This window comes from Arthrobacter sp. L77, from assembly GCF_000816565.1.
GTDB lineage: Bacteria > Actinomycetota > Actinomycetes > Actinomycetales > Micrococcaceae > Arthrobacter_D > Arthrobacter_D antioxidans.
The window spans coordinates 855,865-871,284 of record NZ_JWSU01000004.1 but is presented as its reverse complement, the minus strand read 5'-3'; the positions used below and the strand labels follow the sequence as shown (position 1 = coordinate 871,284).

Genomic DNA, 15,420 nt, shown 5'->3' with positions numbered 1-15,420 from the left:
CAATGTGACGTTATTTCTTGCGCATTCACGTTAGGACAACCTAACCTAAGCTCGTGCCCCTCAACGACCCCTCCGTCCCGCCAGCGCTCACCGTCGCGGGCCTGGGCGTCTCCTACGGCAGCCGGCGGGTCATCGGGTCCGTCTCCTTCGGCCTCGCGCCGGGCACGGTCACCGCGCTCATCGGCCCCAACGGCAGCGGCAAGTCCACGCTCCTGCGCAGCATCGCCCGCCTCCACGCGCCCGACGCCGGATCGGTCACGCTCGACGACGGCGCGGACGTCCTCGGCCTCTCCCCCAGGGACTTCGCCCGTGCGATCACCCTCCTGGCGCAGAGCCGGCCGGTCCCCGGCGGCCTCACCGTCCGCGAGGTCGTCGCGTTCGGCCGCCACCCGCACCGCAGCCGCTGGACGGGCCAGGACGCGGAGGGCCCTGCCGCCGTCGACCGCGCCCTGGAGCTCACGCGCACCACCGACCTCGCCGATCGGCCGGTCGCCGCGCTCTCCGGCGGACAGGTGCAGCGCGTCTGGCTCGCCGGCTGCCTGGCGCAGGACACCGGCGTGCTGCTGCTCGACGAACCCACCACCTACCTCGACCTCCGCTACCAGGTGGAGATCCTCGACGTCGTCCGCGACCTCGCCACCCACCACGGCGTGACCGTCGGCGTGGTCCTGCACGACCTCGACCAGGCCGCCGCCATCGCCGACCACGTGGTCCTGCTGGAGGACGGCGCCGTCCTGGCCCAGGGCGCACCCCTGGAGGTCCTGACCTCCGAGAACCTGTCCCGCGCCTACGGCGTCCGCGTCGACGTGACCGTCACGGACGGCACCGTCCACACCCGCGCCGTCGGGCGCCACAACGCACCCCGCGCGGCCGTCCCCACCCCCTGATCCGCTCCATCCCCCGCGCCGTCCGCGCACCAACAGAAACGAAGCCGATGACACACCCGAAGATCCTCGCTGCCCTCGCCGCGGTAACCCTGCTCTCCCTGACCGCGTGCGGCACCACGGAGGAGGCCGCCGGCAACTCCTTGCCCGAGGAGACCGCGGCCGGCGAGCGCATCACCGTCACCGACGCCCGCGGCAAGGAGGTCAGCCTGGACGGACCCGCCGACCGCGTGGTGGCCACCGAGTGGAACGCCGTCGAGAACCTCGTGGCCCTCGGCGTGATGCCGGTGGGCGCCGCGGACGTGGAGGGCTACGCCCAGTGGGTCAGCGCCGAGCCGCTCGACGGTTCCGTCACCGACGTCGGCGTGCGGGGCGAGCCCAGCATCGACACCCTCGTGTCCCTCACGCCCGACGTCGTCATCGTCACCGACCAGCTCGTCGAGGGGGCGATCGAGCAGATCGAGCAGACCGTGCCCGTCGTCGTCGTCCCCGGTGGTGACGCGACCGACAACCTCGGCCAGATGTACGAGAACCTCGACCTGATCGCCACGCTCACGGGCACCGAGGACCAGGCCGCGGACCTCCGGTCCGGCCTCGAGGCGAAGATCGCCGACGGCAAGGCAGCCATCGAGGCGGCGGGCGCCGCGGACGCCCCGGTCGCGTTCTCCGACGCCTACGTCGACGCCGGCAGCGTGTCGATCCGCCCGTTCACCGGAGGATCGCTCGTCGGGAACGTCTTCGCCCGGCTGGGCCTCACCGACGCCTGGGACGTCGAGGGCGACCCCGCCTACGGTCTCGGCCAGACCGACGTCGAGGGCCTCACCGCCCTGCCCGGGGACACCCTGTTCTGGTACATCGCCAACGACGCCTTCGGCGATCCGTACCAGGACGAGCTCGAGGGCAACGCCGTGTGGGAGGGCCTGCCGTTCGTCGAATCCGGCGACGTGACGCGCTTCCCCGACGCCCTGTGGACGTTCGGGGGACCCAGCTCCATGGGACAGATCGTGGACGCGGCCGTCGAGGCCGCGCAGGCCGGACAGTAGCGGCGGTGCCGCCGGCAACCCTGACCCGGTCCGCTCCCGCACGCGCCGGGGTCCCCGCCCCGCGTCCGGGAGCGCGGCTCGCCCTTGCCGGTGGCCTCCTCGCGGTGGCCACCGCGGTCCTCGCCCTCGTCCACCTCACACAGGGCACCTCCAGCGTCGACACCGGGGACATCCTCGGCCTGCTGGCCGGGAACGACGACGGCACCACGGGCGCCGTCGTCGCCGCGAGCCGCATCCCCCGGCTGGCCGCCGGCATCCTCGTCGGCGCTGCCCTGGGGGCGGCCGGCGCGGTCATGCAGTCCGTGTCGCGGAACGCCCTCGCCTCCCCCGACACCCTCGCGGTGAACGCGGGCGCCCATCTCGCCGTCGTCGCCGTCGCGGCGCTCGGCCTGCAGGTGCCGCTGCTCGGCGCGGTGGGCGTGGCGTTCATCGGCGGCCTCGCCGCGGCAGCCCTCGTCCTTGCGCTCTCCGGAGCCGGACAGGCCTCGAGCGTGCGCCTGGTCCTCGCCGGTTCGGCCATCGCCCTGGCGTTCGGCGCCCTCACCAGCGCGCTCCTGCTGCTGTTCTCGCAGGAGACCCGCGGCCTGTTCGCGTGGGGGTCCGGTTCCCTCGGGCAGAGCGGACTGGAGAAGGTCACGCTGCTCGCCCCGCTGGTCGGCGCGAGCCTGCTCCTCCTGCTCGTGAAGTCGCGGTCCCTGGACCTGCTGACGCTCGGCGACGACCAGGCGCGCGTCCTCGGGATCAACGTCCGCGGGACGCAGGTCCTCGCCATCGTGCTCGCCGTGCTCCTCTCCGCCGCGGCCGTCACCGTCGCCGGACCCATCGGTTTCGTCGGGCTCGCCGCGCCCGCCGTCGTGCGCCTCGCCGCGCCCCGCATCACCGGCCTGCACCGGCACCTCGCGCTGATCCCCGCCGCAGCACTGATGGGCGTGTTCCTCGTGCTCGGCGCGGACGTGCTGCTGCGGGCGGCGATCGGAGCGGAGAGCGCGGTCGAGGTACCGACGGGCGTCGTCACGACGGTGTTCGGCGCCGTCTTCCTCGTGGCGCTCGCCCACCGGATGCGCTCGGACGGCCCCACCAGGGACGCCGCACCCGTCTCGCTGCGCACCGTCGGGGCTGCCCGGAGCACCACCGTATTCGTGGCCCTGACGGTGCTGCTCGGCGCGGCGACCGTCGCCGGCCTGCTGCTCGGCGACGCGAAGCTCCTCCTCGGCGATGTCGCCAACTGGATGTCCGGCCAGGCCGGGCCGGTGGTCTCGAGCGTGCTGGACACCCGCGCGCCGCGCGTCGGCGCGGCCCTGCTCGCCGGCGCGTCGCTGGCCCTGGCCGGGACCGCGATCCAGGCCGTCACGCGGAATCCCCTCGCCGAACCCGCGATCCTCGGGGTGTCCGGTGGAGCGGGCGTCGGAGCGGTCGTCGTCATCACGGCCGTGCCGCTCGCCGGCTTCTGGAGTGTCAGCGCGGCAGCCGGGGTGGGTGCCGCCGTCGTCTCGCTCATCGTGTTCGGGCTGTCCTTCCGCGGCGGGATGCAGACGGACCGGCTGGTGCTGATCGGCATCGGCGTCTCCGCCGCGGCCACCGCCGTCATCACGCTGCTGATCGTCGCCACCGATCCGTGGAACGAGTCCAAGGCCCTGACCTGGCTGTCCGGCTCGACCTACGGCCGGTCGCTGCAGCACCTCGTGCCCATGGCCGTCGCCCTGCTCGTGGCCGTGCCGGTCATCGCGGCGCTCCACAGGACGCAGGACCTCCTGGCCCTCGACGAGGACACGCCGCGCCTGCTCGGCATCCGGGTCCCGCGGGCGCGGCTGGTGCTGCTCTCGGCCGCGGTCCTGCTCACGGCGTCCTCCGTCGCGGGCATCGGCGTCATCGGCTTCGTGGGTCTCGTGGCCCCCCACGCCGCGCGGGCCCTGGTGGGTGCGTCGCACCGGCTCATCCTGCCCGCCGCCGTGCTGCTGGGGGCACTCCTCGTCTGCCTCGGCGACCTCGTGGGCCGGACGGCGATCGCCCCGGCGCAGCTGCCGGCGGGACTGCTCACGGCGCTGCTCGGCGCCCCCTACTTCGTCCACCTGCTGTTCCGGAGCCGGCCCAGCCGCTGACGGGGACAGCATGCGGACCGGAGCTGTCCGGCTTCGGCCGTCCCGGCGCCGCCATCGCGGCACAATCAGCGCATGGCTCTTCGCTGGTACTCCACCGTCATCGAATCCACCGATCATCGTGCCCTGGCGCACTGGTGGTCCGCCGCACTGGGCTGGGAGGTGATCTTCGAGGACGACGACGAGGCCGCGGTGGTACCACCGTGGGCCCGCGAGCTGGAACCCACGCTGGCCTTCGAGCAGGTCCCTCCCGGCCTCGTGTTCGTCCCGGTGAAGCATGGGAAGCAGGGGAAGAACCGCCTGCACCTCGACTTCGCGCCCCATGCCGGCGAGGACCGCGACGCCGAGATCGAGCGTCTGATCACCCTCGGGGCGCACCGCGTCGACATCGGGCAGGGGCCCGACGTCACCTGGGAGGTCCTGGCGGACCCGGACGGCAACGAGTTCTGCGTGCTGTCCTCACGGGAGCACTAGGACGAACGCCGAGAGGGCAGAAATGACCGCCGAAAGCTCAGTTCGGCGGTCATTCCCGGTATTCGGGAGGGCGGTAAGCCCTACAGCTCGATGCGCTCCGTCTCGATGACTTCCTTGCGCACCTGGCCGGTGACGACCTCGTCGTGCGTCCGTGCCTCGCGGCTGATGCGGACGCGTTCGATGGGCACCACATCCACCTCGATGCGCGGCTTCTCCTCGTAGAGGACCATCTCGACCACGTCGCCGTTGAAGGCGGTCTCCACGGCCGAGTACAGGCGCTCACGCTCGGCCTTGCTGAACGTTCCTGCGCCGTCGTCGTACAGCGGCGCGCCGTCCTGGACCGGCACGCGCTCGACGACGAGCTCCTCGCGACGGATCTGCACGGTCATGGTGACGTCCTCCGTCACCACGCGCTTGACGAGGCGTACGCGCTCCGTCTCCCGGAGTTCGGTGCCGACGCGCAGCTGCTCCTCGGAACGCGTCATGGACACCTCGTCGTCATCGGCCGAGCCGCCCGCGAAGCCGTCGGAGCGTCCCTCGGAGGAATCGGAGCGGTCGGAGCGACCGGCGTAGGCGTCGGCGCGCGAGGAGCGGTCGCCGGTCGGCGCGGCTGCCAGGCCGTCGTCGTCCGTCGCGGCGATCAGGCCGTAGTAGCGGAGCAGGTGCTGCTCCTCCTCGGGGCTGAGGTGCCCGTCCTGCGACATCTTGGGGGACTCGTAGACCGTGCCGTGCGGGTACGGCAGGCGCACGTCCTGGCCGTCGAGGGTGGCGTCGCGGAGGGGCGCGAAGGATTCAGGGTTGCCCGCCGTGTGGGTCGCCACGGTGACCCAGCTGGGATCGCCGGTCGCGTCGTCGACGTAAAGCTGGCCCATGGGACCGAGGACGGCTCCATCCTCGCTCAGCACGTTCGCGCCGGCGTTCATGGCGTCCTTCATCTGTTCAAGCGTGATCATCATGATCCTTTCGAGGGGTTGCTTCCCTTCACCGTAGGTCCCGTCCGGAGTGATAGCAAGCATGCTTATCACTCGGGGTGCACTTCATAATCCCCCGACCCCTCGGCCACCGGCCCACGCGGTCCTAGACTGTGCCGCATGCAGCTCCGACGGAGAACCCTTCGGGCGGCGCGCGTCTCCGACGAGTCGCATCGCGTCACCACCTTCGAGCTCTTCTTCGACCTGGTGTTCGTATTCGCATTCACGCAGGTCACCGGCTTCATGGCCCATGAGCACTCGTTCCCCGGAGTGCTGCAGGGCATGATCATCCTGGGACTGCTCTGGTGGTCGTGGGTGGCCTTCTCCTGGCTCGGCAACCAGACGCACGTGGACGAGGGGGTCATGCGTCTCGGGCTGTCGGTCGTCATGGTCGCCATGTTCATCGCGGCCCTTGCCATCCCGGAGGCCTTCGACGATCTCGAGGGTGGCCTCAGCGGACCGCTCGTCCTCGCGCTGGCGTACTTCGTGGTCCGCCTGATGCACCTGGCGCTCTACCTGTACGCGGCCATGGCGGACAAACCGCTGCAGCGCCAGGTCCTCAAGCTGTCCGGGGCGATGTTCTCGGGCTGCGCCCTCATCCTCGTGGGCGCGGTGATCGGCGGGACGGCGCAGACCTGGTTCTGGCTGGCGGGGCTCGTCGTGGACATCGCCCTGACCTACCTCGTCTCCGGCGGGGACTGGCGCCTCCCCTCGGCGGCGCACTGGACCGAACGCCACGGCCTGGTGGTCATCCTCGCGCTCGGCGAATCGATCGTCGCCATCGGCGTCGGCGCCTCCCGTGAACCGGTGAGCGTCCCGATCCTCCTCGGCGCGGTGTTCGGGATCGCCCTGTCCGTCTGCCTGTGGTGGCTGCACTTCGACGTCACGGCGATCGCCGCCGAGCGACTCTTCGCGGCACTGCGGGGCCAGGAACGCATCTGGGCCGCCGTCGACGCCTACTCGTATCTGCACCTGCCCCTCGTGGCCGGGATCATCCTCTCCGCGTTCGGGGTGGAGGACGTCCTGGCGCACGTCTACGACACGGAGGACTTCGGCCTGCTCGGCTCGTTCGCGCTCTTCGGCGGGGCCGCCCTGTTCCTCCTCGGCAGTTCGGCCTTCTGGCGCCGCATGTCCGGTTCCTGGAAGAAGCTGCGGCTCGTCGGCGCCGCCGTCCTGCTCCTGCTCATCCCCGTCGCCGCCCCGCTGGCACCATTGGCGGCCCTCGCCCTGGCGTCCGTGATGACCGCCGTGCTGGTGGTGGCGGAGACCAGGCTGGACGCCGAGGCGAGGGTGTCCATCCGGGAGTAGCAGGCGAACGGCCGCCGGCGCGCCGGGGGTGCGCCGCTAGACGTCATGCCGCAGGGCGTACGCGGAGCTCGGCAGGGAGTCCACGCTCCAGTCGGCGTGGGACGCCGGATGGTCCGGCGGCACGTCCGCGCCGACGGTCCGCAGGAGATGCCGCACCAGGAGCGCGGCGAGGACGATGACCAGGAGAATCAGCAGAATGTTCATGCGTCGATACTGATCCCGCTGACGGAAGAAAAAGAGTGGCAGAAACGACCCACAACGCTCAAAAGCTGCCAAACTTGAGGCATGCTCTCCAAAGTCGCCGTGATCGTCCTGCCAGGCCTCGCCGTCTTCGAGTTCGGCGTGGCCTGCGAGGTGTTCGGTGTGGACCGCTCGGCCCTCGGCGTCGGACTCCCCGCCTTCGACCTCCGGGTCTGCACACCCGTCCCCGGGTTGGTCCGGACGGCGTCGGGCGTGTCCCTGCAGGTCGACGACGACCTCACGGGCGCCGACGACGCCGACCTCGTGATCATGGCGCCCTTCCCCGCCGGTACGGCGGTGCCCGGCGCCGTCCTGGACGCCCTCCGGGCCGCGGAGCGCCGGGGCGCACGCATCTTCTCGGTCTGCTCGGGGGCGTTCGCCCTCGCCGAGGCCGGGCTCCTGGACGGCCGCTCGGCGACGACGCACTGGAAGTACACGAGGAGCCTGGCCGAGGCCTATCCGGGCACCCGCGTGGACGAGAACGTGCTCTACGTCGAGGACGGCACCATCCTCACGAGCGCCGGCACGGCGTCGGGGATCGACGCGAGCCTGCACCTCATCCGGCAGGAGTTCGGCCCGAGGGCGGCGACGGCGATCGCCCGCGGCATGGTGGTGCCCCCGCATCGCGACGGCGGCCAGGCCCAGTTCATCGAGCGGCCCATCCCCACCGAGTGCGGCGCATCCATGGAGGAACTGCTCGTGTGGCTCGGGGACCACCTGGACCAGGACATCTCCGTGGCGACCCTCGCCCGACGCCTGCACATGAGCGAACGGACCTTCGCCCGGCGCTTCCGTGCGGAGACGGGCACGACGCCGGCCGCCTGGCTCACCGGGCAGCGCCTGCTGCGCGCCCAGTCGCTGCTGGAGGAGACGCGCCTGACCATCGACGCCGTCGCCCGTGCGGCAGGTTTCGGGCAGGCGGTGCTGCTGCGCCACCACTTCCAGAAGGCCCTCGGCGTCAGCCCGGCCGCGTACCGCCGCACCTTCCGGGGCTCCGACAAGGGCTGCGACCTCGACCTGCACGAGCTGGAGGAACAGTTCGGCGGGCGGGCCCTCAGCCGGTGACGCCCCCGATGACGAGGAACACGAGCGGCAGGTAGGCCACGGCGGCGACGGTCTGCAGGGTGATCGTCGAGGCCATGAGGCGCGAGTCCCCGCCGAGGGCCCGCGCCATCACGTAGGCCGAGGACGCCGTGGGCAGGGACAGGAAGAGGATCACCGTGGCGGCCGGCTCCCCCGTGAGCCCGAGCAGCAGGCACCCGGCGACGCCGAGGCCGGGCAGCACCACGAACTTGACCGAGGTGGCCAGCGCCACGGCGCCGAGATTCCTGCCCATGCTGCGGAGCTCGAGCGCCGCGCCCACGCAGAGCAGGCCGAGCGGCAGGGACGCCGTCCCGAGGGCCCGTACGAAGCCGTCGACGCCGGGCGGCAGGCCGACGCCGGTGACGTTCAGGAGGATCCCGATCAGGCAGCCGAGGATCAGCGGGTTCGTGGCGATGCTGCGGACCGTGCCGCCGACGGTCAGCCGCTCGGCGCCGTAGCGCGCGAAGGCGAGCGTGCAGAGGATGTTCACGAGCGGCACGAGGACGGTGTTGGCGATGGCGGCGAGCGCCACGCCGTCGGCCCCGAACAGGGCGAGGGCGATGGAGAGCCCGAGGTAGTTGTTGAACCGGATGCTGCCCTGGAGCACGGAGGTGAAGGCGGGGCCGGCGAGGTCGAGGCGGCGCTGCGCGAGGACGAGTCCGAGCGCCGTGAGGAGGACCGACCCGGCGAGGACCGGCGCCATGAGGACGATCGGCAGACCGGCGAGATCGGCTGTCGCGGTGCCGCTGATGAACAGTGCGGGCAGCAGGACGAAGTAGCAGAGACGCTCGGCGGGGGGCCAGAAGGCAGGCGCCAGGAAACTGCGTGCCCGGAGGCCGTAGCCGAGGGCGATCAGGCCGATCACCGGGCCGAGCGCAACGAGGGTCTGGGCGATCACCGGGCCGGCAGGACTGCTGCCGAAGGACGCCGGGCGCGCGACAGCTGGGCGGGCAGGGGCGGGGTGGTCACCAGCCCCGCGCCTGGAGCCATGCGGCGGCCAGGGGGCTCCACTGCCCGGCGGCGCCCTGTCCCTCCGCGAGGCCCAGTCCGTGCTCACCCTCCTCGAAGACGTGCAGGGCGTGCGGCACGGCGTGGGCCACGAGCGCCAGCCCGAGCCGGTAGGCGTGCTCCACGGGGACATCCTCGTCCGCGGCTGTATGCCAGAGGAAGAATGGCGGCGCGTCCCGGGTGACCAGCCGGTCGAGTGAGGTCGCGGCGCGGACCGTCCCCCCGGCGTCGGGCCCCAGTAGTTCGTCCTGCGATCCGCGGTGCGTCGCGAGTTCCATGGACACCACCGGGTAGCCGAGCACGACGGCGTCCACGCGTTCGTCGTCGCGCGCGCCCGGAGCGAGCGCCGCGTGTCCGGCGAGATGGCCGCCGGCCGAGAAGCCGAGCAGCGCCACACGGTCGACGCCGGTGGCGCGGACCCGGCGGATCTCGGCGCGGACGGCGTCGAGCGGTCCGGGGTGGCGGGTCCGGACGGGATAGTCGAAGACGCCGGCGGACAGGCCGAGGGCGCGCAGCCGCTCGGCGACCACCTCGCCCTCGTTGTCGGACAGCTCGGTGTAGCCGCCGCCGGGCAGCACGATGACGTGGGAAGGCTTCATGCCCTTACCGTACTGGCCGGGGCCAGTGGCGCGGGCACGCTACCTAACCGGTTAATGAAGAAAGCCCCCGGCCATGGGGCCAGGGGCTCGACGCGAACCCGAAGGAGCGGTCAGCCCTCACACTCGGCGCAGTACTTGTCGCCGTTCTTCTCGCGCGCAAGCTGGCTGCGGTGGTGCACCAGGAAACAGGACATGCAGGTGAACTCGTCCTCCTGCTGGGGGATGACCTGGATCAGGAGTTCCTCGTGCGAGAGGTCGGCGCCCGGAAGGTCGATGCCTTCGGCGGTCTCACCGTCCTCGACGTCGATCAGCGCGGTCTGCGTGGTTGCGCTGCGCTGAGCCTGAATTGCCTCCAACGACTCGTTGGCCGGCTGGTCTTCCGGACGAACGCGCGGCTCGTCGTAGTCGGTTGCCATTACGGTTGATCTCCTTCTATGGGCGGGAATGACGCCCAGATGCCACTCTCAACCTCGGCAGAGGCGGAAGTATTCCATATACCGGCTGCAATATACCGGTTACGGATGGGACTTTTCTCCACGCATCCCCACCACGTCGATCTGAACTTCGTTGTGACGGAAGACCCCGGGCGTGATAGGCGGATCGAAGCGCGCGTACCGGGGTTCGCCCCGCGGCACGAAGGCCGCCTTCCCTACTGCCGCCAGCAGTCCCTGGAGGTGCCGCTCGAAGGATGCCTGGCCTCCGCGGCCGGAGAAGGACACGGCGGCGGTGGTGGCCGCGGGCTTCTGGACCACGCGGACGCGGGGGTCGTCGGGGACCGGCGCAGTGGCGAAGGACACATCGGCGGGCAGCACGAACGCGACGGTGTGACCGGTCGGAGCCCGCTGCTGGGTCACCGGGGCCGTCATCGCCAGCTGCTCCGAGCTCGCCTCCCCGGCCGGGGTGGACGCCTGCTGCGTCACGGGTGCCGTCATGGTGAGTTTCCGCCGCGACGTGTTCGCACCGAAGATGTACGAGGCGAGCGTCCGGAAGGCGGCGTTGCCGGCGCTGTCGAACGCCGTGTCGACATCCACCTCGGCCACGACGTGCGCCGGGTAGGCCCGCAGTTCGAACCCCGGATAGGTGTCGATGAGGGTGTAGGGCTGCTGTTCCGTCATGCCGGGGATGGTACGCCGCGATCCTGACCGTCGGCCGTCGTAGGGTGGGACGCAGCCCCCTTCCCCAACCCTCCAGGAGCGTCCATGGCATCGGCACCCGACCCGAGCGGCGTGGTGGACGCCGGATCCGTGGACGCCGTCCTCCCGTGAGCCGCACCGCGATCCTCACCCCGAACGGCGCCCTCGCGGCGGGTCCCATGGCGGCGATCCTCGCGAACCACGCCATCCCGGGGTGCGAGATCGCCGAGCGCAGCGGCCGCTCGCACACCAGGCTCCTCCCCACGCCGGGCGGCCCACGCCGCATCACGGTCACCATCCGGGCCGACGACGTCGAACTCATCGCGGACACGGACGACGACGACGAGTTCGCGCATCTGACGCGCACCACCCGCCGCTGGCTGGACCTGGACACGGACACGGCCGCCGTCGAGCGCGCGTTCGACGCCGACCCGCTCCTCGGCCCGCTGGTCCGGCGGCGCCCCGGGCTGCGCGCCGTCGGCTACCCCGACGCCTTCGAGGCCGCCGTCATGACCGTCCTGGGCCAGCAGGTCTCCGTCGCCGCGGGCGGCACCTTCGGCGGCAGGCTCGCCGCGGCGTACGGGGAGCCGTCGCCATGCGGCCTGACCCTGTTCCCGACGCCGCGGTTCGTCGCCGACGCACAGCACGAGGAGCTGCGCGCCGCGGTGGGCGTGACCCGCACGCGGGCCGCGACCGTGCAGAATGTGGCCCGCGCCGTCGTCGACGGCCTGACGCTGGACCCGGAGGCCGATCACCCGCGGCTGCGCAGGGAGCTGCTCGCCATCCCCGGGATCGGCCCGTGGTCCGCCGACTACCTCGCGGTGCGGGTCCTGCGCGATCCCGACGCGTTCACGCCGGGCGATCTCGTGGCACGCCGCGCCATGGGGAACCCGAGCATCCGGGACGCCGAGACGCTGTCGCAGGCCTGGCGCCCCTACCGCGCCTACGCCCTGTTCCATCTCTGGACGGCCGCCACCTACGACGGACCCTAAGATCGGACCGGGGCCCTCCGGTCGCTGCGCAGCGCGATCTCCAGTTCGAAGCGCACCTTCGGGTCCCGCAGGTCGTCGCCGAACAGTTCGCGCAGCTGCTGGACGCGGTACCCGACCGTCTGGCCGTGGATGCCGAGCTCCTCGGCGATCGGTGCACGCTGCCCCCAGTGCCGCAGCCAGGCCAGCAGGGTCTCCTCGAGTTTGACGCGCTGGATGTCCGGCAGCACGGCGAGCGGCGCGAGCCTCCGTCGGGCCAGCTCCCCGATGGCCGAGGGTTCGGCCGCGAGGACCACCTCGGTCATGTGCTCGTCCGCCCAGACCGGTGGCTCGTCCGCACCCTCGCGCGGAGGCAGCATGGAGGCCGCCAGCACGGCCAGCCGCAGCGACTGCGCCACCTGGTCGAGGCCGCCCGCGGGCCCGATGGCCGCGCTCCGCCCGGTGAGCACGCGGTCGAGTTCCGCCCGCTGCCACGGCCCCCGCTCGGGCACCAGGGCGACGGCATCGGTCTCGCGTTCGACGACGATCGCCCCCGCCCCGAGCCGCTGCCGGATCCCCCGGGCACGGTCCAGCGGCAGCGTCACCACGACCACCTGCGCGGGGACGGCCCAGTCCGCGAGGGACGCCGCCTGCCGGAGCGCGGTCTCGTCCGCCCGCCCGAGCAGCAGCAGCTCCAGCAGTTCGGCACGGCGGCGGTCCACGGCCCCGGCCCGCTCCGACTGCTCGAAGGCGTAGGCCTCGGCGCTCACGGCGGAGAGTTCGTCGATGTACGCCATGATCGATTCCCCGAGATCCACGACCACGGCGGGGCCGAGGCCCTCCTCCATGGAGCGGCGCGACATCTCACGGAACGTGACGCGGGCGCCCATCCGGTAGGCGCCGAGCAGCGCATCCATGCTGCGACCCTGCCGGAACTCGCCGCGGCCCAGGCCCGCCACCAGCTGGCGGCTCTGATCGGACAGCGCAGGCAGGCCGGTGCCCGGCAGCTCGAGGAACCGCTCGAGCGCCGCGGCCACGCCCCGGCGCAGGCCGCGGCCGAAGTTCCCCTCGATGGGCCGTGCGTAGGCCGGGACCAGCTGCGGGACCGCCTGGATGATGGCTTCCACGAGATCCGGCGTGAGAGGCCTCAACCGGTCGCTGACCTCCGGAGGGAGACTGAGCCAGGGCGGCTCCGGCGGAGCGATCTCCAGCGTGCCAGAACTCAAGGAACAACTCCGATCTGTTTCGTCAAGACAATTTTCTCCCTTCAACTCTACGTCACCGGTGCAGAACTTTAGCGGGAGAGGCTATATTGTTGGTTCAATGATTCGGTTTCGAAAGTTGGCGCGTGCAACGGCTGCGCTGACCACCCCACTCACGGCGGAAGACTTCCTGGCGCTCTTCAATCCCGTGTACTCCTCGCGCCAGCTCCGTGGCGTCGTGACGCGCGTGGTGCACGAGACCGACGACTCCGCCACCATCTATTTCCGCCCCGGGCATGGCTGGCACGCGCACCAGGCCGGACAGTGGGCGCGGATCGGCGTCGAGCTCGACGGGGTCCGCCAGTGGCGCTCCTACTCCCTGAGCAATGCCGCAGGACACGACCCCGCCATCACCGTCAAGGATGCCGGTTCGGTGTCCCACGTCCTGGTGCGCGACACCAAGCCGGGCGACGTCCTGTTCCTGGCGCCGCCCCAGGGCGACTTCGTGCTCCCCGAGCACCCGCGCTCCCTGCTCATGCTCACGGCGGGCAGCGGTATTACGCCGGTCATGTCGATGATCCGCACGCTCATCCCGCGCCGGCCGGACGCCAACGTGGTGCTCATCAACTCCAACAGCACCCCCGAGAAGAGCGTGTTCCGCGAGGAGCTGGACGAACTGGCGGACCAGTTCCCCAACCTCACGGTCCGCCACTGGTTCACCAGCGCGCGTGGCCGCCTGCAGTTCACCGCCCAGACCATCGCGGACCTCTGCCCTGACTGGCGCTCACGTGCCGCCTATGCCTGCGGGCCCGAGGGGTTCCTCGACGACGCCGAGGAGCTCTGGGAGCGGGAGGCGGCCCTCGAGCAGTCACGGACCGTCCCTGACGTCACCACCGGAGCCGGGTCGCAGGGCGTGCGGACCGGCACGCTGACGATCGAGCGGTTCAGCACCGACCTCACGGCGGGCGCCGGGCACGACGGCGGCCTCGTCACCTTCGAGCAGTCCGACCGCGAGGTGGAGGCCGACGGCGACACCCCGCTGCTCGACATCGGCGAGGACGCCGGCGTCCTCATGCCGAGCGGCTGCCGCATGGGCATCTGCCACAGCTGCCTCATCCCGCTCCGCGCCGGCCAGGTGCGCGACCTGCGCAGCGGCGAGCTGCACAACACTCCCGGCCAGCTCATCCAGACCTGTGTCTCGGCAGCCGCCGGGCCCGTGAACCTCGACCTGTAAACCCAACGGAGGAGTCCTCATGACCACCACAGCGACCCGCCCGGGCGCCCTCGCGGCGTCCGGCCACCCCCTGGTCCGCCCCGATGCCGCCAAGCACCTGACCGATGAGCAGGTCGAGGAGCTCGGCCGCGAACTCGACGCCGTTCGCGACGAGATCCTCGCCAAGCGCGGGGCCACCGACGCCGCGTACATCCGCCGGGTCATCAAGATCCAGCGCTCCCTCGAGTTCGCCGGCCGCGGCACCCTCCTGTTCAGCAAGTACAAGCCCGCCTGGTTCGCCGGCACGGCCATGCTGAGCCTCGCCAAGATCATGGAGAACATGGAGATCGGGCACAACGTGCTGCACGGGCAGTGGGACTGGATGCGCGATCCGGACATCCACTCCACCACCTGGGAGTGGGACTTCGTCACCCCGGCGCGCTCCTGGCAGCACACCCACAACGACCTGCACCACCGCTGGACGAATGTCATCGGCAAGGACAGGGACATCGGATACAACCTGCTCCGCATGGACCCCGACCAGCCGTGGAAGCCGTTCAACCTGGGCAACCCGCTGTACAACGCCATCCTGGCGCCGGTCTTCGAGTGGGGCATCGCCCTGTACGACCTCGAGATCCCGGAGTACAAGGAGGGCCTGAAGTCCAAGGAGGCCATGAACCGCGACCTCAAGGCCGTGGGCGTCAAGGTGGTCAAGCAGTTCTCCAAGGACTACGCCGCCACCCCCGCCGTCGCCATGCTGACCGGTTCCGGCAAGCAGGCCCTCTACGGCACGCTCGCCGCCAATGCCATCCGTAACTTCTGGGCGCACGCGGTCATCTTCTGCGGCCACTTCCCCGACGGCACGGATACGTTCACGGAGGAGGAGGTGGACGGCGAGACCCGCGGTGACTGGTACGTCCGCCAGATGATCGGCTCGGCGAACATCTCCGGCTCGAAGCTCATGCACTTCATGACGGGCAACCTGTCCCACCAGATCGAGCACCACTGCTTCCCCGACCTGCCGTCCAACCGGTACGCCGAGGTGGCCGTCAAGGTCCGCGAGATCTGCACCCGGTACAAGCTCCCCTACACCACGGGCCCCCTGCCCAAGCAGGTCGGCTCCACCTGGGCGAAGATCTTCAAGCTCGCCCTGCCGCCGCGCAAGGCCACGACCGCCACGGCGTAAGTCTCACGCAGG

General features: G+C 71.3%; 16 protein-coding genes. 9 read left to right on the top strand and 7 right to left on the bottom strand.

The window, feature by feature from the left end; genetic code table 11:
* Positions 1–53: 53 nt before the first annotated feature.
* The 4 genes from RY94_RS06700 (at position 54) to RY94_RS06685 (ending at position 4,497) form a co-directional block, all read left to right on the top strand.
* Positions 54–887, top strand: coding sequence for an ABC transporter ATP-binding protein (locus tag RY94_RS06700; protein ID WP_043442960.1), 834 nt, complete (start codon positions 54–56; stop codon positions 885–887).
* 47 nt (positions 888–934) lie between these two features.
* A complete protein-coding gene (locus RY94_RS06695) occupies positions 935–1,927 on the top strand; it encodes an ABC transporter substrate-binding protein (RefSeq protein ID WP_043442958.1) in 993 nt (330 codons plus the stop codon).
* Between the two features lie 5 nt (positions 1,928–1,932).
* Positions 1,933–4,026, top strand: coding sequence for an iron ABC transporter permease (locus RY94_RS06690; protein ID WP_043442957.1), 2,094 nt, complete (start codon positions 1,933–1,935; stop codon positions 4,024–4,026).
* A gap of 72 nt (positions 4,027–4,098) precedes the next feature.
* Entirely contained in the window at positions 4,099–4,497 is a 399-nt protein-coding gene (locus RY94_RS06685) for a VOC family protein (RefSeq protein ID WP_043442955.1), read from the top strand.
* Positions 4,498–4,577: 80 nt separating this feature from the next.
* On the opposite strand, the gene RY94_RS06680 is transcribed toward RY94_RS06685, so the two are convergent.
* Entirely contained in the window at positions 4,578–5,453 is an 876-nt protein-coding gene (locus RY94_RS06680; RefSeq protein ID WP_156135046.1) for a YsnF/AvaK domain-containing protein, read from the bottom strand.
* A gap of 135 nt (positions 5,454–5,588) precedes the next feature.
* Here RY94_RS06680 and RY94_RS06675 point away from each other — a divergent pair, with 135 nt between their 5' ends.
* Complete coding sequence (locus tag RY94_RS06675; RefSeq protein ID WP_043442952.1) at positions 5,589–6,776, top strand: low temperature requirement protein A; 1,188 nt, start codon at positions 5,589–5,591, stop codon at positions 6,774–6,776.
* Between the two features lie 36 nt (positions 6,777–6,812).
* On the opposite strand, the gene RY94_RS17710 is transcribed toward RY94_RS06675, so the two are convergent.
* Positions 6,813–6,980 carry a hypothetical protein gene (locus RY94_RS17710; RefSeq protein ID WP_156135045.1) on the bottom strand — a complete coding sequence of 56 codons (168 nt, stop codon included), beginning with the start codon at positions 6,978–6,980 and terminating at the stop codon, positions 6,813–6,815.
* An 81-nt stretch (positions 6,981–7,061) separates the two neighbouring features.
* On the opposite strand from RY94_RS17710, the gene RY94_RS06670 reads away from it, so the two are divergent.
* On the top strand, positions 7,062–8,081 hold the full coding sequence (locus RY94_RS06670) for a GlxA family transcriptional regulator (RefSeq protein ID WP_052274035.1): 1,020 nt from the start codon (positions 7,062–7,064) through the stop codon (positions 8,079–8,081).
* On the opposite strand, the gene RY94_RS06665 is transcribed toward RY94_RS06670, so the two are convergent.
* From RY94_RS06665 to RY94_RS06650, 4 genes are all read right to left on the bottom strand, one after another.
* Positions 8,071–8,997, bottom strand: coding sequence for an AEC family transporter (locus tag RY94_RS06665; RefSeq protein WP_043442950.1), 927 nt, complete (start codon positions 8,995–8,997; stop codon positions 8,071–8,073). The two genes, RY94_RS06670 and RY94_RS06665, sit on opposite strands and share 11 nt — an antisense overlap.
* 67 nt (positions 8,998–9,064) lie before the next feature.
* Positions 9,065–9,706 carry an alpha/beta hydrolase gene (locus RY94_RS06660; RefSeq protein ID WP_052274034.1) on the bottom strand — a complete coding sequence of 214 codons (642 nt, stop codon included), beginning with the start codon at positions 9,704–9,706 and terminating at the stop codon, positions 9,065–9,067.
* Positions 9,707–9,816: 110 nt separating this feature from the next.
* The gene (locus tag RY94_RS06655; protein WP_043442948.1) at positions 9,817–10,122 is read right to left on the bottom strand and encodes a DUF4193 domain-containing protein; all 306 of its coding nucleotides are present in this window, start codon (positions 10,120–10,122) and stop codon (positions 9,817–9,819) included.
* Between the two features lie 99 nt (positions 10,123–10,221).
* Positions 10,222–10,821, bottom strand: coding sequence for an SOUL family heme-binding protein (locus tag RY94_RS06650; RefSeq protein WP_043442946.1), 600 nt, complete (start codon positions 10,819–10,821; stop codon positions 10,222–10,224).
* A gap of 146 nt (positions 10,822–10,967) precedes the next feature.
* On the opposite strand from RY94_RS06650, the gene RY94_RS06645 reads away from it, so the two are divergent.
* Positions 10,968–11,831, top strand: coding sequence for a DNA-3-methyladenine glycosylase family protein (locus RY94_RS06645; RefSeq protein ID WP_231554437.1), 864 nt, complete (start codon positions 10,968–10,970; stop codon positions 11,829–11,831).
* Here RY94_RS06645 and RY94_RS06640 read toward each other — a convergent pair.
* Positions 11,828–13,033 (bottom strand): PucR family transcriptional regulator, encoded by a 1,206-nt coding sequence (locus RY94_RS06640; RefSeq protein WP_082046106.1) that lies wholly within the window; start codon positions 13,031–13,033, stop codon positions 11,828–11,830. The two genes, RY94_RS06645 and RY94_RS06640, sit on opposite strands and share 4 nt — an antisense overlap.
* 97 nt (positions 13,034–13,130) lie before the next feature.
* On the opposite strand from RY94_RS06640, the gene RY94_RS06635 reads away from it, so the two are divergent.
* Both RY94_RS06635 and RY94_RS06630 read left to right on the top strand, forming a co-directional pair.
* Positions 13,131–14,243, top strand: a complete 1,113-nt coding sequence (locus RY94_RS06635) for a ferredoxin reductase (RefSeq protein ID WP_043442944.1) — start codon at positions 13,131–13,133, stop codon at positions 14,241–14,243.
* Positions 14,244–14,262: 19 nt separating this feature from the next.
* Complete coding sequence (locus RY94_RS06630) at positions 14,263–15,408, top strand: fatty acid desaturase family protein (RefSeq protein ID WP_043442942.1); 1,146 nt, start codon at positions 14,263–14,265, stop codon at positions 15,406–15,408.
* Positions 15,409–15,420 lie beyond the last annotated feature (12 nt).